This is a genomic window from Niveibacterium sp. COAC-50, from assembly GCF_013184235.1.
In the GTDB taxonomy this organism is placed as follows: Bacteria; Pseudomonadota; Gammaproteobacteria; order Burkholderiales; family Rhodocyclaceae; genus Niveibacterium; species Niveibacterium microcysteis.
Map to the genome: position 1 here is coordinate 26475 of NZ_JABCJM010000003.1, position 14874 is coordinate 41348.

Annotated in this window: 13 protein-coding genes; 3 read left to right on the top strand and 10 right to left on the bottom strand. The window is 61.7% G+C overall.

Features of this window, described 5'->3' with window-relative positions:
- The 5 genes from uppS to rpsB are packed head-to-tail and all read right to left on the bottom strand — an operon-like array spanning position 1 to position 3817.
- Complete coding sequence (uppS, locus tag HH302_RS13225) at positions 1-777, bottom strand: polyprenyl diphosphate synthase (RefSeq protein WP_172202706.1); 777 nt, start codon at positions 775-777, stop codon at positions 1-3.
- A 36-nt stretch (positions 778-813) separates the two neighbouring features.
- The gene (gene frr, locus HH302_RS13230; RefSeq protein WP_172202707.1) at positions 814-1371 is read right to left on the bottom strand and encodes a ribosome recycling factor; all 558 of its coding nucleotides are present in this window, start codon (positions 1369-1371) and stop codon (positions 814-816) included.
- A gap of 16 nt (positions 1372-1387) precedes the next feature.
- Complete coding sequence (gene pyrH, locus HH302_RS13235) at positions 1388-2104, bottom strand: UMP kinase (RefSeq protein WP_172202708.1); 717 nt, start codon at positions 2102-2104, stop codon at positions 1388-1390.
- A 10-nt stretch (positions 2105-2114) separates the two neighbouring features.
- Complete coding sequence (gene tsf / locus HH302_RS13240; RefSeq protein ID WP_172202709.1) at positions 2115-3014, bottom strand: translation elongation factor Ts; 900 nt, start codon at positions 3012-3014, stop codon at positions 2115-2117.
- 47 nt (positions 3015-3061) lie between these two features.
- Complete coding sequence (gene rpsB, locus HH302_RS13245) at positions 3062-3817, bottom strand: 30S ribosomal protein S2 (RefSeq protein WP_172202710.1); 756 nt, start codon at positions 3815-3817, stop codon at positions 3062-3064.
- Positions 3818-4075: 258 nt separating this feature from the next.
- On the opposite strand from rpsB, the gene map reads away from it, so the two are divergent.
- Together map and HH302_RS13255 are read left to right on the top strand one after the other, a co-directional pair.
- Positions 4076-4894: a type I methionyl aminopeptidase gene (map, locus tag HH302_RS13250; protein WP_172203140.1), complete on the top strand. Its 819-nt coding sequence runs from the start codon at positions 4076-4078 to the stop codon at positions 4892-4894.
- A 4-nt stretch (positions 4895-4898) separates the two neighbouring features.
- Positions 4899-7481, top strand: a complete 2583-nt coding sequence (locus tag HH302_RS13255) for a [protein-PII] uridylyltransferase (RefSeq protein ID WP_172202711.1) — start codon at positions 4899-4901, stop codon at positions 7479-7481.
- Between the two features lie 18 nt (positions 7482-7499).
- Here HH302_RS13255 and def read toward each other — a convergent pair whose 3' ends face one another.
- Both def and HH302_RS13265 read right to left on the bottom strand, forming a co-directional pair.
- Positions 7500-8033, bottom strand: a complete 534-nt coding sequence (gene def / locus HH302_RS13260; RefSeq protein ID WP_172202712.1) for a peptide deformylase — start codon at positions 8031-8033, stop codon at positions 7500-7502.
- A gap of 10 nt (positions 8034-8043) precedes the next feature.
- Positions 8044-8778 carry an S-methyl-5'-thioinosine phosphorylase gene (locus HH302_RS13265; protein ID WP_172202713.1) on the bottom strand — a complete coding sequence of 245 codons (735 nt, stop codon included), beginning with the start codon at positions 8776-8778 and terminating at the stop codon, positions 8044-8046.
- 125 nt (positions 8779-8903) lie between these two features.
- Here HH302_RS13265 and typA point away from each other — a divergent pair, with 125 nt between their 5' ends.
- Positions 8904-10721, top strand: a complete 1818-nt coding sequence (gene typA, locus HH302_RS13270; RefSeq protein WP_172202714.1) for a translational GTPase TypA — start codon at positions 8904-8906, stop codon at positions 10719-10721.
- Between the two features lie 107 nt (positions 10722-10828).
- Here the strand turns inward: typA and galU are convergent, their stop codons facing one another.
- From galU to HH302_RS13285, 3 genes are read right to left on the bottom strand one after another with little or no spacing between them, the layout of a single operon-like run.
- The gene (galU, locus tag HH302_RS13275) at positions 10829-11704 is read right to left on the bottom strand and encodes a UTP--glucose-1-phosphate uridylyltransferase GalU (RefSeq protein ID WP_172202715.1); all 876 of its coding nucleotides are present in this window, start codon (positions 11702-11704) and stop codon (positions 10829-10831) included.
- Positions 11701-13776: an NAD-dependent DNA ligase LigA gene (ligA, locus tag HH302_RS13280; protein WP_172202716.1), complete on the bottom strand. Its 2076-nt coding sequence runs from the start codon at positions 13774-13776 to the stop codon at positions 11701-11703. The genes galU and ligA overlap by 4 nt, the downstream gene beginning before the upstream one ends.
- A gap of 9 nt (positions 13777-13785) precedes the next feature.
- Positions 13786-14871 carry a cell division protein ZipA C-terminal FtsZ-binding domain-containing protein gene (locus HH302_RS13285; RefSeq protein ID WP_172202717.1) on the bottom strand — a complete coding sequence of 362 codons (1086 nt, stop codon included), beginning with the start codon at positions 14869-14871 and terminating at the stop codon, positions 13786-13788.
- Positions 14872-14874: the final 3 nt, after the last annotated feature.

The following is a 14874-nucleotide window of genomic DNA, read 5'->3' on the forward strand; positions in this document are numbered from 1 at the left end:
TTACTCCGTCGCGCTTGGCGTTTGTTCCTGCACTTGCTCACTAGTACGGCCGAAACGCCTCTCGCGCTGCCGATAGGAGTCAAGCGCAAGGTCGAACGCTGCCGCATCGAACTCGGGCCAGAGGGTGTCGGTGAAATAGAACTCGGTGTAGGCCAGCTGCCAGAGAAGGAAGTTGCTGATGCGCTCCTCCCCTCCGGTGCGGATGAACAAGTCCGGTTCCGGAGCATCGGAAAGCGCCAAGTAAGGCGCGAGATCCTCCTCCTGAAAGCCGGATTGCTTTGCAGGATGGGCGGCCAACATCGACTCGACCGCGTTCAGGATATCCCAGCGACCACCGTAATTTGCGGCGATCGTCAGCGTCAATCCACTGTTCTCGAAGGTCAATGACTCCGCATCGGCAATCATCTGCCGAATCTGCTCGTCGAATTTGCTCAGGTCGCCGATGACCCTGAACCTGATGTTATTGCGGTGGAGCTTTGCAATTTCTTGCTGCAAGGCCTTCAGGAACAGGTTCATCAAGAAACTGACTTCGTCGGCTGGACGACGCCAGTTTTCGGAACTGAAAGCAAAAAGGGTCAGGTGACGAATACCGCGATCGATACACGCCGACACGATCTGCCGGACGGTCTCGAGCCCGCGCTTATGGCCAGCCACGCGCGGCATGAGACGTTTGCGCGCCCAACGCCCGTTGCCATCCATTATGATCGCGACGTGCTGGGGGACCGCACTGACGGCCGGCACGTCGCGGGTGCTGCTGAAGAATCGGCTGAGCGCCATGGTGGAATGAGACTCCGCCTAAGGGTTGGCGGGTCTTTAGACCTGCATCAGGTCTTTTTCTTTCTCGGCGAGCAGCTTGTCGACTTCGGCTACGTAGCGGTCGGTCAACTTCTGGATATCTTCCTCGGCGCGACGCTCGTCGTCCTCCGAGATCTCCTTAGCCTTAACCGCCTCCTTGAGGTGGTTGTTGGCATCACGGCGCAGATTGCGGACCGCAACGCGCGCGTTCTCCGCCTCGCCACGAACCACTTTGATCAGATCCTTGCGGCGCTCTTCGGTCAATGCAGGCATCGGCACACGAATGGTGTCGCCCATCGTTGCAGGATTGAGGCCGAGATCGCTATCACGAATCGCCTTCTCAACCTTGGCCAGCATCGTCTTCTCCCAAGGCTGCACACCGATCGTGCGCGCATCGAGGAGGTTAACGTTGGCAACCTGATTCACCGGCACCATCGAGCCGTAATAATCAACTTGCACATGATCAAGCAAACCCGTGTGGGCCCGCCCGGTCCGAACTTTGCCGAGATCGTTCTTCAACGCCTCGACAGATTTCTGCATTTTTTGCTCGGTGTTCTTCTTCAGGTCAGCAATCATGTCATGAGCCCTTGATTCAGATATGCACCAGCGTGCCTTCGTCTTCGCCCATTACCACGCGCTTGAGCGCGCCGGTTGCGAAGATGCTGAAAACCTTGATCGGCAACTTTTGATCACGACACAACGCAAATGCCGTTGCATCGAGGACCTGAAGGTTGCGCGCGATCGCCTCATCAAAGCTGATCTTGCCGTACCGCGTCGCGGACGGATCCTTCTTGGGGTCAGCGGTATAGATCCCATCAACCTTTGTCGCCTTCAGCACGATCTCCGCGCCGATCTCGGCACCGCGAAGCGCTGCGGCGGTATCCGTCGTAAAGAACGGATTGCCGGTACCGGCCGCGAAGATTACAACCTTGCCGTCTTCTAGGTAGCGAATCGCCTTGCCCCGAATATAGGGCTCTACGACAGCTTCCATATTCAACGCGGACTGAACGCGCGCAACAACCCCTACATGCTTCATCGCATCAGCAAGCGCCATGGCGTTCATGACGGTTGCAAGCATTCCCATGTAGTCCGCCGTCGCGCGGTCCATTCCACTGGCCGCACCAGCCATACCACGGAAGATGTTCCCCCCGCCGATGACCACGCCGACCTCAACCCCGAGGCTCACCACCTCCGCCACCTCCTGAACGATCCGGGAAACGACGTCGCGATTGATGCCAAAGGCATCATCGCCCATCAGGGCTTCACCGGAGAGCTTGAGCAGAATGCGGCGGTAGGCGGGAGCAGTCATGGGGCAGTCCTCAGCGTTGTGCGGCGGCGGCAGCGGCTTGCGCCGCAACTTCTGCTGCAAAGTCGGTCGTCTTCTTCTCGATGCCTTCGCCAACGATGAACAGCGTAAAGCTGTGCACCGTTGCGCCCTTGGCCTTGAGGAGTTGCTCAACCGTCTGCTTGCCGTCCTCAGCCTTAACGAAGACCTGGCCGTACAGCGTCACGTCCTTGAGGAATTTCTGCACGGTACCTTCGGCGATCTTCTCGAGCATCGCCTCCGGCTTGCCGGCTTCCTTGGCCTTCTCGATGGCAACGCGACGTTCGGTCTCGATCAGTTCGGCGGAAACGCCGGAAGCATCCAGGGACTTCGGCTTGTTGGCAGCGATGTGCATAGCCAGATCCTTGGCCAGCGCCTCGTCACCACCCTCGACGTCGATCAGCACGCCGATCTTCGAGCCGCCGTGGATGTATTGCGCAACCTTGCCCTTGGCCTCGATGCGCACAAAGCGGCGGATCGACATGTTCTCGCCGATCTTGCCGACCAGTGCGGTACGCACCGAGTCGACAGTGCCGTCACCGAGCGGCAGCGCCGACAGCGCAGCGACGTCGGCCGGCGCCTTGCTGGCAACCAGCTCGGCGCAGTCACGAGCGAGCTTCAGGAAGTCGTCGTTCTTCGCAACGAAGTCGGTTTCGCTGTTGATTTCAACGATCGAAGCAAGCTTGCCATCGGCCGAGATGAACGTGGAAACCACGCCCTCGGCGGCGACGCGTGCAGCAGCCTTGGTCGCCTTGCTACCGAGCTTGACGCGCAGAATCTCCTCAGCCTTGGCCATGTCGCCAGCGGCTTCGGTGAGCGCCTTCTTGCATTCCATCATCGGAGCATCGGTCTTTTCCCGAAGCTCCTTAACCATGCCTGCGGTAATTTCCGCCATGCTGACTCCTTAAATTCAGTTAATGCAGTGGAAAGATCCGGAGCGGCTTAGGCCTGCTCTTCGGTGCCTTCGTCCACTTCAACGAATTCGTCTGCTTCACCAGCGGCAACGATCTCGTTGATCACCTGGCTGCGACCTTCCAGAACCGCATCGGCGACGCCACGGGCGTACAGACGGATCGCGCGGCTCGAATCGTCGTTACCCGGAATCACGTAATCGACACCTTCCGGCGAGTGGTTCGTATCGACCACAGCAACAACCGGAATGCCAAGCTTCTGCGCTTCGGTGATCGCAATCTTGTGATAGCCGACGTCGATGACAAACAGTGCATCGGGCAGGCCGCCCATTTCCTTGATGCCGCCGATCGACTTCTGCAGCTTCTCGAGTTCGCGCGTAGCCATCAGCGCTTCCTTCTTCGAGAGCTTCTCGATCGAGCCATCCTCAACCATCTGTTCCATTTCCTTCAGACGCTTGATCGACTGCTTGACCGTCTTGAAGTTGGTCAGCATGCCGCCGAGCCAGCGCTCATCGACAAACGGCATGCCAGCGCGCTGCGCTTCTTCAGCGAGGATCTCGCGGGCCTGACGCTTGGTGCCAACAAAGAGAATGGTGCCGCGATTGGCTGCCAGCTTGCGCGTGAAAGCCATCGCCTCCTGGTACTTGGCCAGGGTCTTCTCGAGGTTGATGATGTGAATCTTGTTGCGATGGCCAAAAATGAACGGGGCCATCTTGGGGTTCCAGAAACGGGTCTGGTGGCCGAAGTGAACACCGGCTTCCAGCATCTGGCGCATAGTCACGGACATATTGATTCTCCGATCTAAGGGTTAGCCTCCGCCCCTGGTGGCCGCGCAGAGATCGCGACCTCAGCCCGCCGATGCGGGACCCTTTCAACAGGGACGTGCGTAGTTCGCCACACCCCCCATGGGTGTAGCCAAGCCCGCGATTGTAGCAGGTCGCACCACCATCGCTCAAGCCGCGCGCGCGTGACAGATGGCCGGATATGGCCGATGCCGGCGAAAGCAGCTAACCTTTCGGTTTATCCCGCTGCAGCCAGAAGAACAATGAGCGTCACAATCAAGACCCCCGCAGAAATCGAAGCCATGCGCGTTGCCGGCCGTTTGGCCTCAGAGGTGCTGGACTTCATTACCCCGCACGTGCAGCCAGGCGTGACCACTGAAGCGCTGGATCAGCTGTGCCACGACTATATGGTGAACGTACAGGGGACGATTCCGGCGCCGCTGAACTACGCCCCACCCGGCTACAAGCCGTACCCGAAGTCGATCTGCACCTCGATCAACCATCAGGTATGCCACGGAATACCCGCAAACAAGCAGCTCAAGCGTGGCGACATCGTCAACCTGGATATCACCGTCATCAAGGATGGTTTCCACGGTGATACCAGCCGGATGTTCATCGTCGGTGGCGAGGCCAGCATTCTTGCAAAACGCCTCTGTCACATTACCTACGAGTGCATGTGGCTGGGCATCGCGCAGGTACGCCCCGGCGCGCATCTGGGTGACATCGGCCACGCAATTCAACGCCACGCCGAGGCCGCAGGGTTCTCGGTGGTACGTGAGTTCTGTGGTCACGGCATCGGCCGGAACTTCCATGAAGAACCGCAAGTGGTGCATTACGGCCGCCCTGGCACTGGGCTCGAGCTGAAGCCGGGCATGATCTTCACGATCGAGCCGATGATCAATGCCGGCAAGGCCGCGATCTCTGAGCTTCCTGATGGCTGGACCATTGTCACGAAGGATCGAAGCCTGTCCGCGCAGTGGGAACACACCGTCGTGGTCACCGAAACCGGCGTCGAGGTCCTGACCCGTTCATCCGGCACCCCCGCGATTCCGGATATCGTCGCGAAACAGTTCGCAGCCTGAGCCGATGAACAGCCCTGTTGGCAGCGACGACCTTCGGTCCGTCGCAGAGACGCTGCGCAAACGAATCACCGACGGACGCGCGCAGCTTCGCGAAAAGTTCGACGCGAAACCAGATCCGGCTCGGCTTCTCTGCGAGAACGCCGAGCTCGTCGATGGCGTCCTCCGAGACCTCTGGTCCGCAGCCAGCCTGCCGCCGAATTCAGCGCTTGTAGCCGTTGGCGGCTATGGACGCGGCCATCTGTATCCACATTCGGACGTCGACATCCTGATCCTGCTCGGCGACGAGCCGGAGCGCGCAGCTCGCCAACGCATCGAACAGCTGGTCGGGGTGTTTTGGGATATCGGGCTTGAGGTCGGTCACAGCGTCCGCACCATCGAGGAATGCCTTGAGGAGTCCGAGCGCGACGTTACCGTCCAGACCAATCTGCTCGAAGCACGCTGGCTGGCCGGCGACGAAGAGCTCGTTGCCAGTCTCCTCGCCCAACATCGCGCCGCACTGCATCTCCCGAGCTTCTTCATCGCCAAGCGAGCGGAGCAGGAGCAGCGGTACAACCGGTTCAACGACACCCCCTACTCGCTCGAGCCGAATTGCAAGGAAAGCCCGGGCGGCCTGCGCGACCTGCAAACGCTCGTCTGGATTTCGCTCGCATCAGGCCTTGGCTCAAGCTGGGAGGCGCTCGCCGAACAGGGGCTCGTAACACAGGAAGAATGCGCCGAACTGAACAAGTCAGAGCGCTTCCTGCAAAACCTGCGGATCCGGCTGCACCACCTCACCCGCCGACGGGAAGACCGGATTCTGTTCGACCACCAGGAAGCCCTCGCTCGCTCGCTCAGCATCAGCGCCACTTCGACGCGCCGCGCGTCCGAAGTCATGATGCAGCGCTACTACCTGGTCGCCAAGAAGGTCACCCAGCTCAACGCGCTGCTGTTGCAGAACCTCGCCAGCCGCATCCTGCCCAGCGGCCTGGACACGCCCACACCGATCGACGCGCGTTTCTGCAAACGACAGAACCTGCTCGACGTACTCGATGACAAGCTCTTCATCAAAGAGCCGTCGGCGATCCTGGACGCGTTCCTGCTGCTGGAGCAGCACGACGAACTCAAAGGCATGACGGCGCGCACCCTTCGCGCCCTGTGGCAGAGCCGAGGCCGGGTTGATGCTGCGTTTCGCCGGAATCCGGAAAACCGCCGGCGCTTTATCGCCCTGTTCCAGCAACCGCAGGGCATTACGCACGTTTTCCGTTGGTTGAATCAGTACGGCATCCTCGGCCGCTACATCCCGGCATTCGGACAGATCGTCGGGCAAATGCAGCACGACCTGTTCCACGTATACACCGTGGATCAGCACATCCTGCAAGTCATGCGAAACGTACGCCGGATGACGATGGATGAGCACGCGCACGAGTATCCGCTGTGCACTCGCCTGATCAGTGCATTCGACCGCAACTGGCTCCTCTATATTGCGGCGCTCTTCCACGACATCGCCAAGGGACGCGGCGGCGATCACTCCAAGCTCGGCATGAGCGATGCACGCCATTTCTGCGAAGACCACGGCATCTCGCCCGAAGACACCGACCTCGTCGAATGGTTGGTCGGCGAGCATTTGACGATGTCGCAGATCGCCCAGAAGAGCGATCTTTCGGACCCAGACGTCATTCGTGGGTTTGCGGCGCTGGTCAAGGATGAACGACGCCTCACGGCGCTGTACTTGTTGACCCACGCAGATATTCGCGGCACCAGCCCGAAGGTCTGGAACGGCTGGAAGGCGAAGCTGCTTGAAGACCTTTTCCTGACCACACAGCGCCTGCTACGGGGCGATACACCGGTACAGGCCAAGGGCCTGGCCGAACGCCAGGACGAAGCGCGGGCACGCCTGCGCTTCTACGGCCTCGTCGAGGGCGTTGAACGCCCGCTGTGGGAAGAACTCGACACCGTCTACTTCATGCGCCACGACATCGACGAGATCGTCTGGCATACGCGCATGCTGTACTACCGCCCCGCGGGGGGCGAAGCCGTCGTCAAGGCGCGACCGAGCCAGGTGGAGCAAGGCCTTCAGGTGATGGTTTACGCGCCAGATTCGCAAGACATGTTCATGCGCCTGTGCGGTTTCTTCAGCCGCCAAGGCTTAAGCATTCTGGACGCCAAGATCCATACGACGCGCCACAACTATGCGCTGGACAGCTTCGTGCTGATGGACCCAAGTGGTGACGAGAACTACCGCGACATCGTTCCGCTGATCGAACACGACCTCGCGCAGCGGCTGCGCAATCAGGGGCCCATCGACAAACCCGGCTCCGGGCGCCTTTCCCGTCAGGTCAGGCACTTTCCGATTACGCCGGAAGTGGCGATCCGGCCCGACGAGCGCGGTCAGCACTACATCCTGTCAGTTGCAGCGGCCGACCGGCCTGGGCTGCTCTTCGATATCGCGAGTGTCTTGGCGGAATGCCGGGTGAATCTTCATACAGCGAAGATCGCTACGCTCGGCGAGCGAGCCGAGGATACCTTCCTGATCTCCGGCCCCGAACTGGGCGCAACGAGCGCTGTCGTCCGGCTCGAAGGGGCGCTGCTCGCGCGCCTTCAACAATAGCGAGCGACGACCGTTCCTTTAGTCGTCGCCAACCGCATCCAGCCCGGGAAAGAGGATGTCGGTGAAGCCGAAGCGGCGGAAATCCTGCACCCGCATCGGGTAAAGCACGCCGTCGAGGTGGTCGCACTCATGCTGCACGACGCGCGCATGGAAGCCACTCGCTTCTCGTTCGATCACCTCACCCGACACACCAAAACCTGAGTAGTGCAGGCGTGCGTAGCGCGGCACGACACCGCGAAAACCCGGCACTGACAAACAGCCCTCCCATCCCTCCTCCATCTCGTCGCCGAGGAAGGTGATGGTGGGATTGCACAGCACGGTCAAGGGAACCGGCTCCGCATCGGGATACCGCGGGCTGCGCTCGACGCCGAAAATCACGACGCGAAGATCGACGCCAATCTGAGGCGCAGCCAAACCCGCACCACTGAGATGGCCCATCGTATCAAGCATGTCCGCCACCAGCGCATGAAGCTCGGGTGTATCGAAACGCTCGACGGGACGGGCAACACGCAGCAGCCGGGCATCGCCCATACGCAGGACTTCCCGAATCATGGCGCCGGCCTCAGCCGCAGATCCGGTCAATCACATGCCGCACGCGGCCCATCGCAGCTTGGGCGGTTTGCTCGATTTTCTCGAAGCGGATCTCGTGCTCGCTGTCGGCGCGTCCCGCCGCCCAATTGACCACCACATTGAGGGCTGCATACGGTAGATCGAGTTCGCGCGCCAAAGCCGCTTCGGGCATACCGGTCATCCCCACGACATCCGCTCCATCGCGGGCAAGGCGCTCGATTTCGGCGGCAGTCTCCAGCCGTGGGCCTTGGGTAGCCGCGTACACGGCGCCATCGACCACCGCTTCCCCCGCTTCGACGGCGGCAGCGAGGATGCGACGCCGCAACACCGAATCGTACGGCTCGGTGAAATCCACATGTACAACCGGACCGTCGACGCCATCAAAGAACGTGCCTCGGCGGCTGTGGGTGTAGTCGATGATCTGGTGCGGCACGACCAGCACGCCAGGCCCAAGGTCAGCGCGAATCCCGCCCACCGAGGCCACGGACAGCACGCCCGTCGCGCCGGCCTTGTGCAGGGCCCACATGTTGGCGCGGTAGTTGACCATGTGCGGCGGAATCGTATGGCCGTAACCATGACGTGCTAGAAAGACCACATTCATGCTGCAAACGCGGCCGAACAGCAGCACCCCGGAGGGTTCGCCGTACGGGGTGCGCACCACCTCGCGACGTTCGATGTTCAGGTTGGCGAGCTGGGTGAGTCCGCTACCGCCGATGATCGCGAGCATGAAGATGGCCTTCCGGTGAATTCTGGTTAGCCGAAAATGGTAGCACGCAGCATTCCGGATTTTCGCTGCACCGCGACATGCCCGTGCTAGAATCTTGCCCTTTTTCAAAGACTTGGCAAAAACCAATGAGCCGCGCAATCCGTAACATCGCCATCATCGCTCACGTCGACCACGGCAAAACCACGCTGGTCGACCAGCTCCTGCGCCAATCCGGCACCTTCCGTGAAAACCAGCAGGTCGCAGAACGCGTGATGGACTCCAACGATCTGGAAAAGGAGCGCGGCATCACGATTCTTGCCAAGAACTGCGCCATCCAGTACGGCGAGACCCATATCAACATCGTCGACACCCCTGGACACGCTGACTTTGGCGGTGAAGTCGAACGCGTGCTGTCGATGGTCGACGGCGTGCTGCTGCTGGTCGATGCGGTCGAAGGCCCGATGCCCCAGACCCGCTTCGTCACCCGCAAGGCGCTCGCAATGGGGCTGAAGCCGATCGTCGTGATCAACAAGATCGACCGCCCGGGCTCGCGTCCGGACTGGGTGATCAACCACACCTTCGATCTCTTCGACAAACTCGGCGCGACCGAAGAGCAGCTCGACTTCCCGGTCGTGTACGCCTCGGCCCTGAACGGCTACGCGATGCTGGAGGCTGACAAGCCCGGCACCGACATGACCGCGCTGTACGAAGCGATCCTGAAGCATGTGCCGCAACCTGAAGTGGACGCGGACGCACCGCTGCAACTGCAGATCTGCTCGCTCGACTACTCGACCTACGTCGGTCAGCTGGGGATTGGCCGCATCCGTGCCGGCCGTATCCGCCCGAACCAGGAAGTCGTCGTCATGTACGGCGAAGAAAACCGCGGCAAGGCAAAGATCGGCCAAGTGCTGACCTTCAAGGGCCTTGAACGCAGCCAGGCTGAGTCCGCCGAAGCAGGCGACATCGTGCTCGTGTCGGGTATCGATCAGGTGAACATCGGCGTCACGATCTGTGATCCGGAGAAGCCCGAAGGCATGAAGCCGATCGCCGTCGATGAGCCGACGCTGACGATGAACTTCATGGTCAACTCGTCGCCGCTCGCCGGCCGCGAAGGCAAGTTCGTGACGAGCCGCCAGATCCGCGAGCGCCTCGAGAAGGAACTGCTGAAGAACGTCGCGCTGCGCGTGAATTACACCGGCGATTCGGACGTGTTCGAAGTCTCCGGCCGTGGCGAACTGCACCTGACCATCCTGCTCGAAAACATGCGCCGTGAAGGCTACGAACTGGCCGTTGGTCGCCCGCGCGTGGTGTTCAAGGAAATCAACGGCGAGAAGTGCGAGCCGTATGAAATGCTGACGGTGGACGTGGAAGAAAACCACCAGGGCGCAGTGATGGAAGAACTCGGCCGCCGCCGTGGCGAACTGCAAGACATGCAGCCGGACGGCAAGGGTCGTGTGCGTCTCGAATACCGCATTCCCGCACGTGGCCTGATCGGCTTCCAGGGTGAATTCCTGACGCTGACCCGCGGCACCGGCCTCGCCAGCCATGTGTTCGACGACTACGGCCCGATGGCCGGTGTGATGGCAGAGCGTCGCAACGGCGTGCTGATCTCGCAGAACGATGGCGAGGCGGTGGCCTACGCGTTGTGGAACCTACAAGACCGCGGTCGCATGTTCGTCAGCCCGGGTGAAGCGCTGTACGAAGGCATGATCATCGGTATCCACACCCGCGACAACGACTTGGTCGTCAACCCGATCAAGGGCAAGCAGCTGACCAACGTGCGTGCGTCGGGCACCGATGAGGCTGTGCGTCTGACGCCGCCGATCTCGCTGACGCTGGAGTCGGCGATCGAGTTCATCGCTGACGACGAAATTGTCGAGATCACGCCGAAATCGATCCGCCTGCGCAAGCGCCACCTGAAGGAAACCGACCGCAAGCGCGCCGCGAAGAACGACGCAGCCTGATTGAGCGCGGCTTCGGCCGCATCAAACAAAAAGGGCAGCCGCATGGCTGCCCTTTCTTTTTGCACATCGGTTGGGTTTTGCCCCAACCGACATGGCCGACGGCAAGGTCAGGCGTGACCGAATCGCTCTGCCAGGAAACGTTTGAAGTCCGCGCCGATCTCCGGATGGCGCATGCCCAGTTCGACCGTGGCTTTCAGGTAACCAAGCTTGTCGCCGCAGTCATAGCGCGTGGCGTCGAATCGATACGCCAACACGGACTCTTCACGCAACAGCGCGGAAATCGCATCGGTCAATTGCAACTCGCCGTGCGTACCCGGCTTCAGGTTGCGCAGGTGCTCAAAGATTTGCGGCGTCAGGATATAGCGGCCGACCACCGCGAGGTTGGAAGGCGCTTCCTCGGGCTTCGGCTTTTCGACGATGCCCGAGATGCGGCGCAGATCGCCCGAGTCTTTCTCGGTACTCACCACACCGTAAGAGCCTGTCGCCTCACGCGGCACTTCCATCACGCCGAGCACCGAGCAACGGTTGTAGTTGAAGACGTCTGCCATCTGTTTGGTGACGGACGTGGCCCCGTCCAGCAGATCGTCCGCCAGCAGCACGGCAAAAGGCTCATTGCCCACCACCGCTTCCGCACACAAAACCGCATGCCCCAGACCCAGCGCCTCGGCCTGGCGAATGAAGATGCAATTGACGCCCTTCGGAATCGTGTCTTCGACGATCTTGAGCATGTCGTGTTTGCCACGGGTCACGAGCTCGTTCTCGAGCTCATAGGCCTTGTCGAAATGGTCAGCGATCGCGCGCTTGGTGCGGCCGATGATGAAGACCATATCGGTGATGCCCGCATCGGCGGCCTCTTCAACCGCGTACTGGATGATCGGCTTGTCGACGATCGGCAGCATTTCCTTGGGCATGACCTTGGTTGCCGGCAGGAAGCGGCTACCCAGCCCCGCTACCGGAAATACAGCCTTGCGAATTCGCTTCATTGTTCTTGATCCATTGTTTGGGGCCCAGCACTGCTTTCACGCAGCAGCGCGAGGAGTGCATCCTCGTCGAGGATCGTAATGCCCAACTGTTGCGCCTTGTCGAGCTTGGAGCCGGCCTCGGAGCCAGCCACCACGTAACTGGTCTTCTTCGACACCGAACCTGCCACCTTGCCGCCTTGCGCCTCGATCAACGCGGTGGCTTCGTCGCGCGACAGTGTCGGCAGAGTGCCGGTCAGCACGAATGTCTTGCCGCTCAAGGGGGCGGTTGCGGCAGCATCGGCAAGGCCTGCTGATTCCGGCCAGTGCACGCCCGCCGCCCGAAGCTGTTCGACCACCTCGCGGTTGTGTGCCTCCGCAAAGAAGCCGGCGATGCTTGCAGCCACGATAGGCCCGACGTCCGGCACCGCAAGCAGGGCCGTTTCATCAGCGGCCATCAACGCGTCAAGGGTGCCGAAGTGCCGTGCGAGATCCTTCGCGGTCGCTTCACCCACGTTGCGAATGCCCAGGGCGTAGATGAAGCGCGCGAGGGTCGTGCTCCGACTGCGATCGATCGCGTCGACAAGATTCTGGGCTGACTTCTCGGCCATCCGGTCGAGGTTGGCGAGTGCAAGCACGCCCAGTTTGTAGACGTCGGCCGGCGTACGAATGATCGCCGCATCGACAAGTTGATCGACCAGCTTGTCGCCGAGCCCCTCGATATCCATCGCGCGACGCGAGGCAAAATGCAGCAGCGCCTGCTTGCGCTGAGCCGGGCAGTAAAGGCCGCCGCTGCAACGATGGTCCGCCTCGCCCTCTTCCCGCGCGACGGCAGAGCCACACACCGGGCAGCTTTGCGGCATCACAAAGGGCGTCGTCCCCTCGGGACGACGCTCGGGCAAGGAAGCAACGATCTCGGGAATCACATCGCCGGCGCGCCGAACAACAACGCTATCACCGACTCGAACATCCTTGCGCGTGACCTCGTCTTGGTTATGCAGCGTCACGTTCGTTACGGTCACACCACCGACGAAGACAGGCTCCAAACGCGCGACCGGCGTCAGTTTCCCTGTCCGGCCGACCTGCACTTCGATTCCCTGAACCCGCGTCACGACTTCCTGTGCCGGGTACTTGTGGGCGACCGCCCAGCGTGGCTCTCGGGTACGGAAGCCCAGCCGGCGTTGAAGCGCCAGCGAATTGACCTTGTAGACGACACCATCGATGTCGAATGGCAGTGCATCGCGCTGCGCACCGACGCGATCATGAAAGGCGATCAGCCCCTCCGCCCCGAGCGCCACGCAGCGCTCGCTGCAGACCGGGAAGCCCCACTGCGCGAGTTGGTCGAGCAGCGCACCGTGACTGTCCGCCCCTCCCCAACCCGTCGCTTCGCCGATGCCGTAAGCAAAGAAGGACAGTGGGCGCTGCGCGCTGATGGCAGGGTCAAGCTGACGCACGCTTCCGGCCGCCGCGTTGCGCGGATTGACGAAAGTCTTTTCACCGCGCGCATGCTGCCGCTCGTTCATGCGCGCAAAATCGTCGCGCCGCATGTAGACCTCTCCGCGCACCTCAAAGACTTCAGGCGGAGTGTCGGTACGAAGTCGAAGCGGTATCTGGCGGATCGCGCGGATATTCTGCGTGACATCTTCGCCAGTTTCGCCGTCACCGCGGGTTGCCGCCTGCACCAGAATGCCGCGCTCGTAGCGCAAGCTGATTGCGAGCCCGTCAAACTTCAGCTCCGCGGCGTACTCAACCGGCGGATCGGTTTCGGTCAGCTCAAGCTCACGACGCACCTGCGCGTCGAATGCGCGGGCGCCGCTCGCCTCGGTGTCGGTCTCGGTTCGGATGGAGAGCATCGGCACGGCGTGCCGAACCGGCGCGAACTGCGCGAGTGCTTTGCCGCCGACGCGTTGGGTCGGCGAATCGGCGGTGCAAAGTTCCGGATACTCGGTTTCGAGCGCTTGCAGCGCCTGAAATAACCGGTCGTACTCGGCGTCTGGAACAAGAGGTTCGTCCAGGACGTAATAGGCATGGCTGTAGCGCTCGAGCGTCGCCCGCAAGGTGGCGGCCTGCTCGAACGCCTCACGAGGCGCGATCATCGGAAGCCCTCAGGTGAAGAGGCGCAGTGCGAGGGTGCTGCCTGCCGGCACGCCCTGGCGATCCATCTGCTCCTGGAACTGCTGCACCTGGCTGCGGATCATCGAGAGCGAAGCGTCACTGAGTGGCTTGCCATTGTCATCGACCAGATGTCCATGCAACGCGCCGGCAAACTGCCGTGCAAGCGCCACCATGCGATCGAAGGCCTCAATGCCCGCTGCCACGCGGGGCACATCAAGGCTCAGGGTGACCCCACTGCTGCTGCCGTGGCGCAGCGATTCCGGCGAGAAGAGCGCGGCGTCGCGATTGGCAAGGACGAACAGGCTCTGCCCTGCATCGTCACGAGCATGGAAGCAGCCGTCACCATCGAGCACCATGCCCGCCGCCTCGGCCAGCCCGCGCAACTTCGTGCCCGGGAAGGCATGCTCCCCAGCAACCACATTGACCGCGATCTGGATGTCGAGCGCTGCGCAGAACTGATCAACGCCCTGGGCCAGGGTCAGGGCTTCGCCGCGGTCCATGAAGCGCGGCACCGCCATGAACTGATCGCAGACTCGCTGAATTGCCGCGCAGAATGCGTCAACCTCACGTTCGCCGACCGCGCCACGGCGATCCGCCAGCTGCATCGCTGCGCTCATGCGCGTGAAGCTGCGTTTGTCACCGGCGTCGAGCGCAACCCAGGCGTGGGCCGCATCATCGAATCCGTACCAACGCACGGCGCGATGCACCTGCGACAACGGGCCACCAGCGCCCTGAACCAGGGCCCCGCCGATCACACCGGCGGGGGCTTCGATACGCGCAACGCAGTCAATCGCGCGCGCTTCAAGTGGCAATTCGGGTTCGGCAGCGCGGCCAATCGGCGGTTGCGCGGGGATGCGCGCAGACGCGGGTTCGAGCCGCCCGCCCGGTTCTACCGGTTCTGCCGGGCCGCTTGCCGCACCCGCGCCCTCCAGCAGAACGTCGCGATGCTCCGAGCGAAACGCCTTTTCGGCGTTGCGGCGGGCCTTGCGTTCCTGCCAGGCGTTGTAACCGAGAACCAACACCACCACGCCGGCGCCGGAACCAATCAGACCATAAAGGAGTTCGTTGCCTGCCATGAG

What these genes read in the sequence shown, in the direction of transcription:
- uppS (WP_172202706.1), bottom strand. Translation starts at nt 777, where the DNA reads ATGGCGCTCAGCCGATTCTTCAGCAGCACCCGCGACGTGCCGGCCGTC.
- frr (WP_172202707.1), bottom strand. Translation starts at nt 1,371, where the DNA reads ATGATTGCTGACCTGAAGAAGAACACCGAGCAAAAAATGCAGAAATCT.
- pyrH (WP_172202708.1), bottom strand. Translation starts at nt 2,104, where the DNA reads ATGACTGCTCCCGCCTACCGCCGCATTCTGCTCAAGCTCTCCGGTGAA.
- tsf (WP_172202709.1), bottom strand. Translation starts at nt 3,014, where the DNA reads ATGGCGGAAATTACCGCAGGCATGGTTAAGGAGCTTCGGGAAAAGACC.
- rpsB (WP_172202710.1), bottom strand. Translation starts at nt 3,817, where the DNA reads ATGTCCGTGACTATGCGCCAGATGCTGGAAGCCGGTGTTCACTTCGGC.
- map (WP_172203140.1), top strand. Translation starts at nt 4,076, where the DNA reads ATGAGCGTCACAATCAAGACCCCCGCAGAAATCGAAGCCATGCGCGTT.
- HH302_RS13255 (WP_172202711.1), top strand. Translation starts at nt 4,899, where the DNA reads ATGAACAGCCCTGTTGGCAGCGACGACCTTCGGTCCGTCGCAGAGACG.
- def (WP_172202712.1), bottom strand. Translation starts at nt 8,033, where the DNA reads ATGATTCGGGAAGTCCTGCGTATGGGCGATGCCCGGCTGCTGCGTGTT.
- HH302_RS13265 (WP_172202713.1), bottom strand. Translation starts at nt 8,778, where the DNA reads ATGCTCGCGATCATCGGCGGTAGCGGACTCACCCAGCTCGCCAACCTG.
- typA (WP_172202714.1), top strand. Translation starts at nt 8,904, where the DNA reads ATGAGCCGCGCAATCCGTAACATCGCCATCATCGCTCACGTCGACCAC.
- galU (WP_172202715.1), bottom strand. Translation starts at nt 11,704, where the DNA reads ATGAAGCGAATTCGCAAGGCTGTATTTCCGGTAGCGGGGCTGGGTAGC.
- ligA (WP_172202716.1), bottom strand. Translation starts at nt 13,776, where the DNA reads ATGATCGCGCCTCGTGAGGCGTTCGAGCAGGCCGCCACCTTGCGGGCG.
- HH302_RS13285 (WP_172202717.1), bottom strand. Translation starts at nt 14,871, where the DNA reads ATGGCAGGCAACGAACTCCTTTATGGTCTGATTGGTTCCGGCGCCGGC.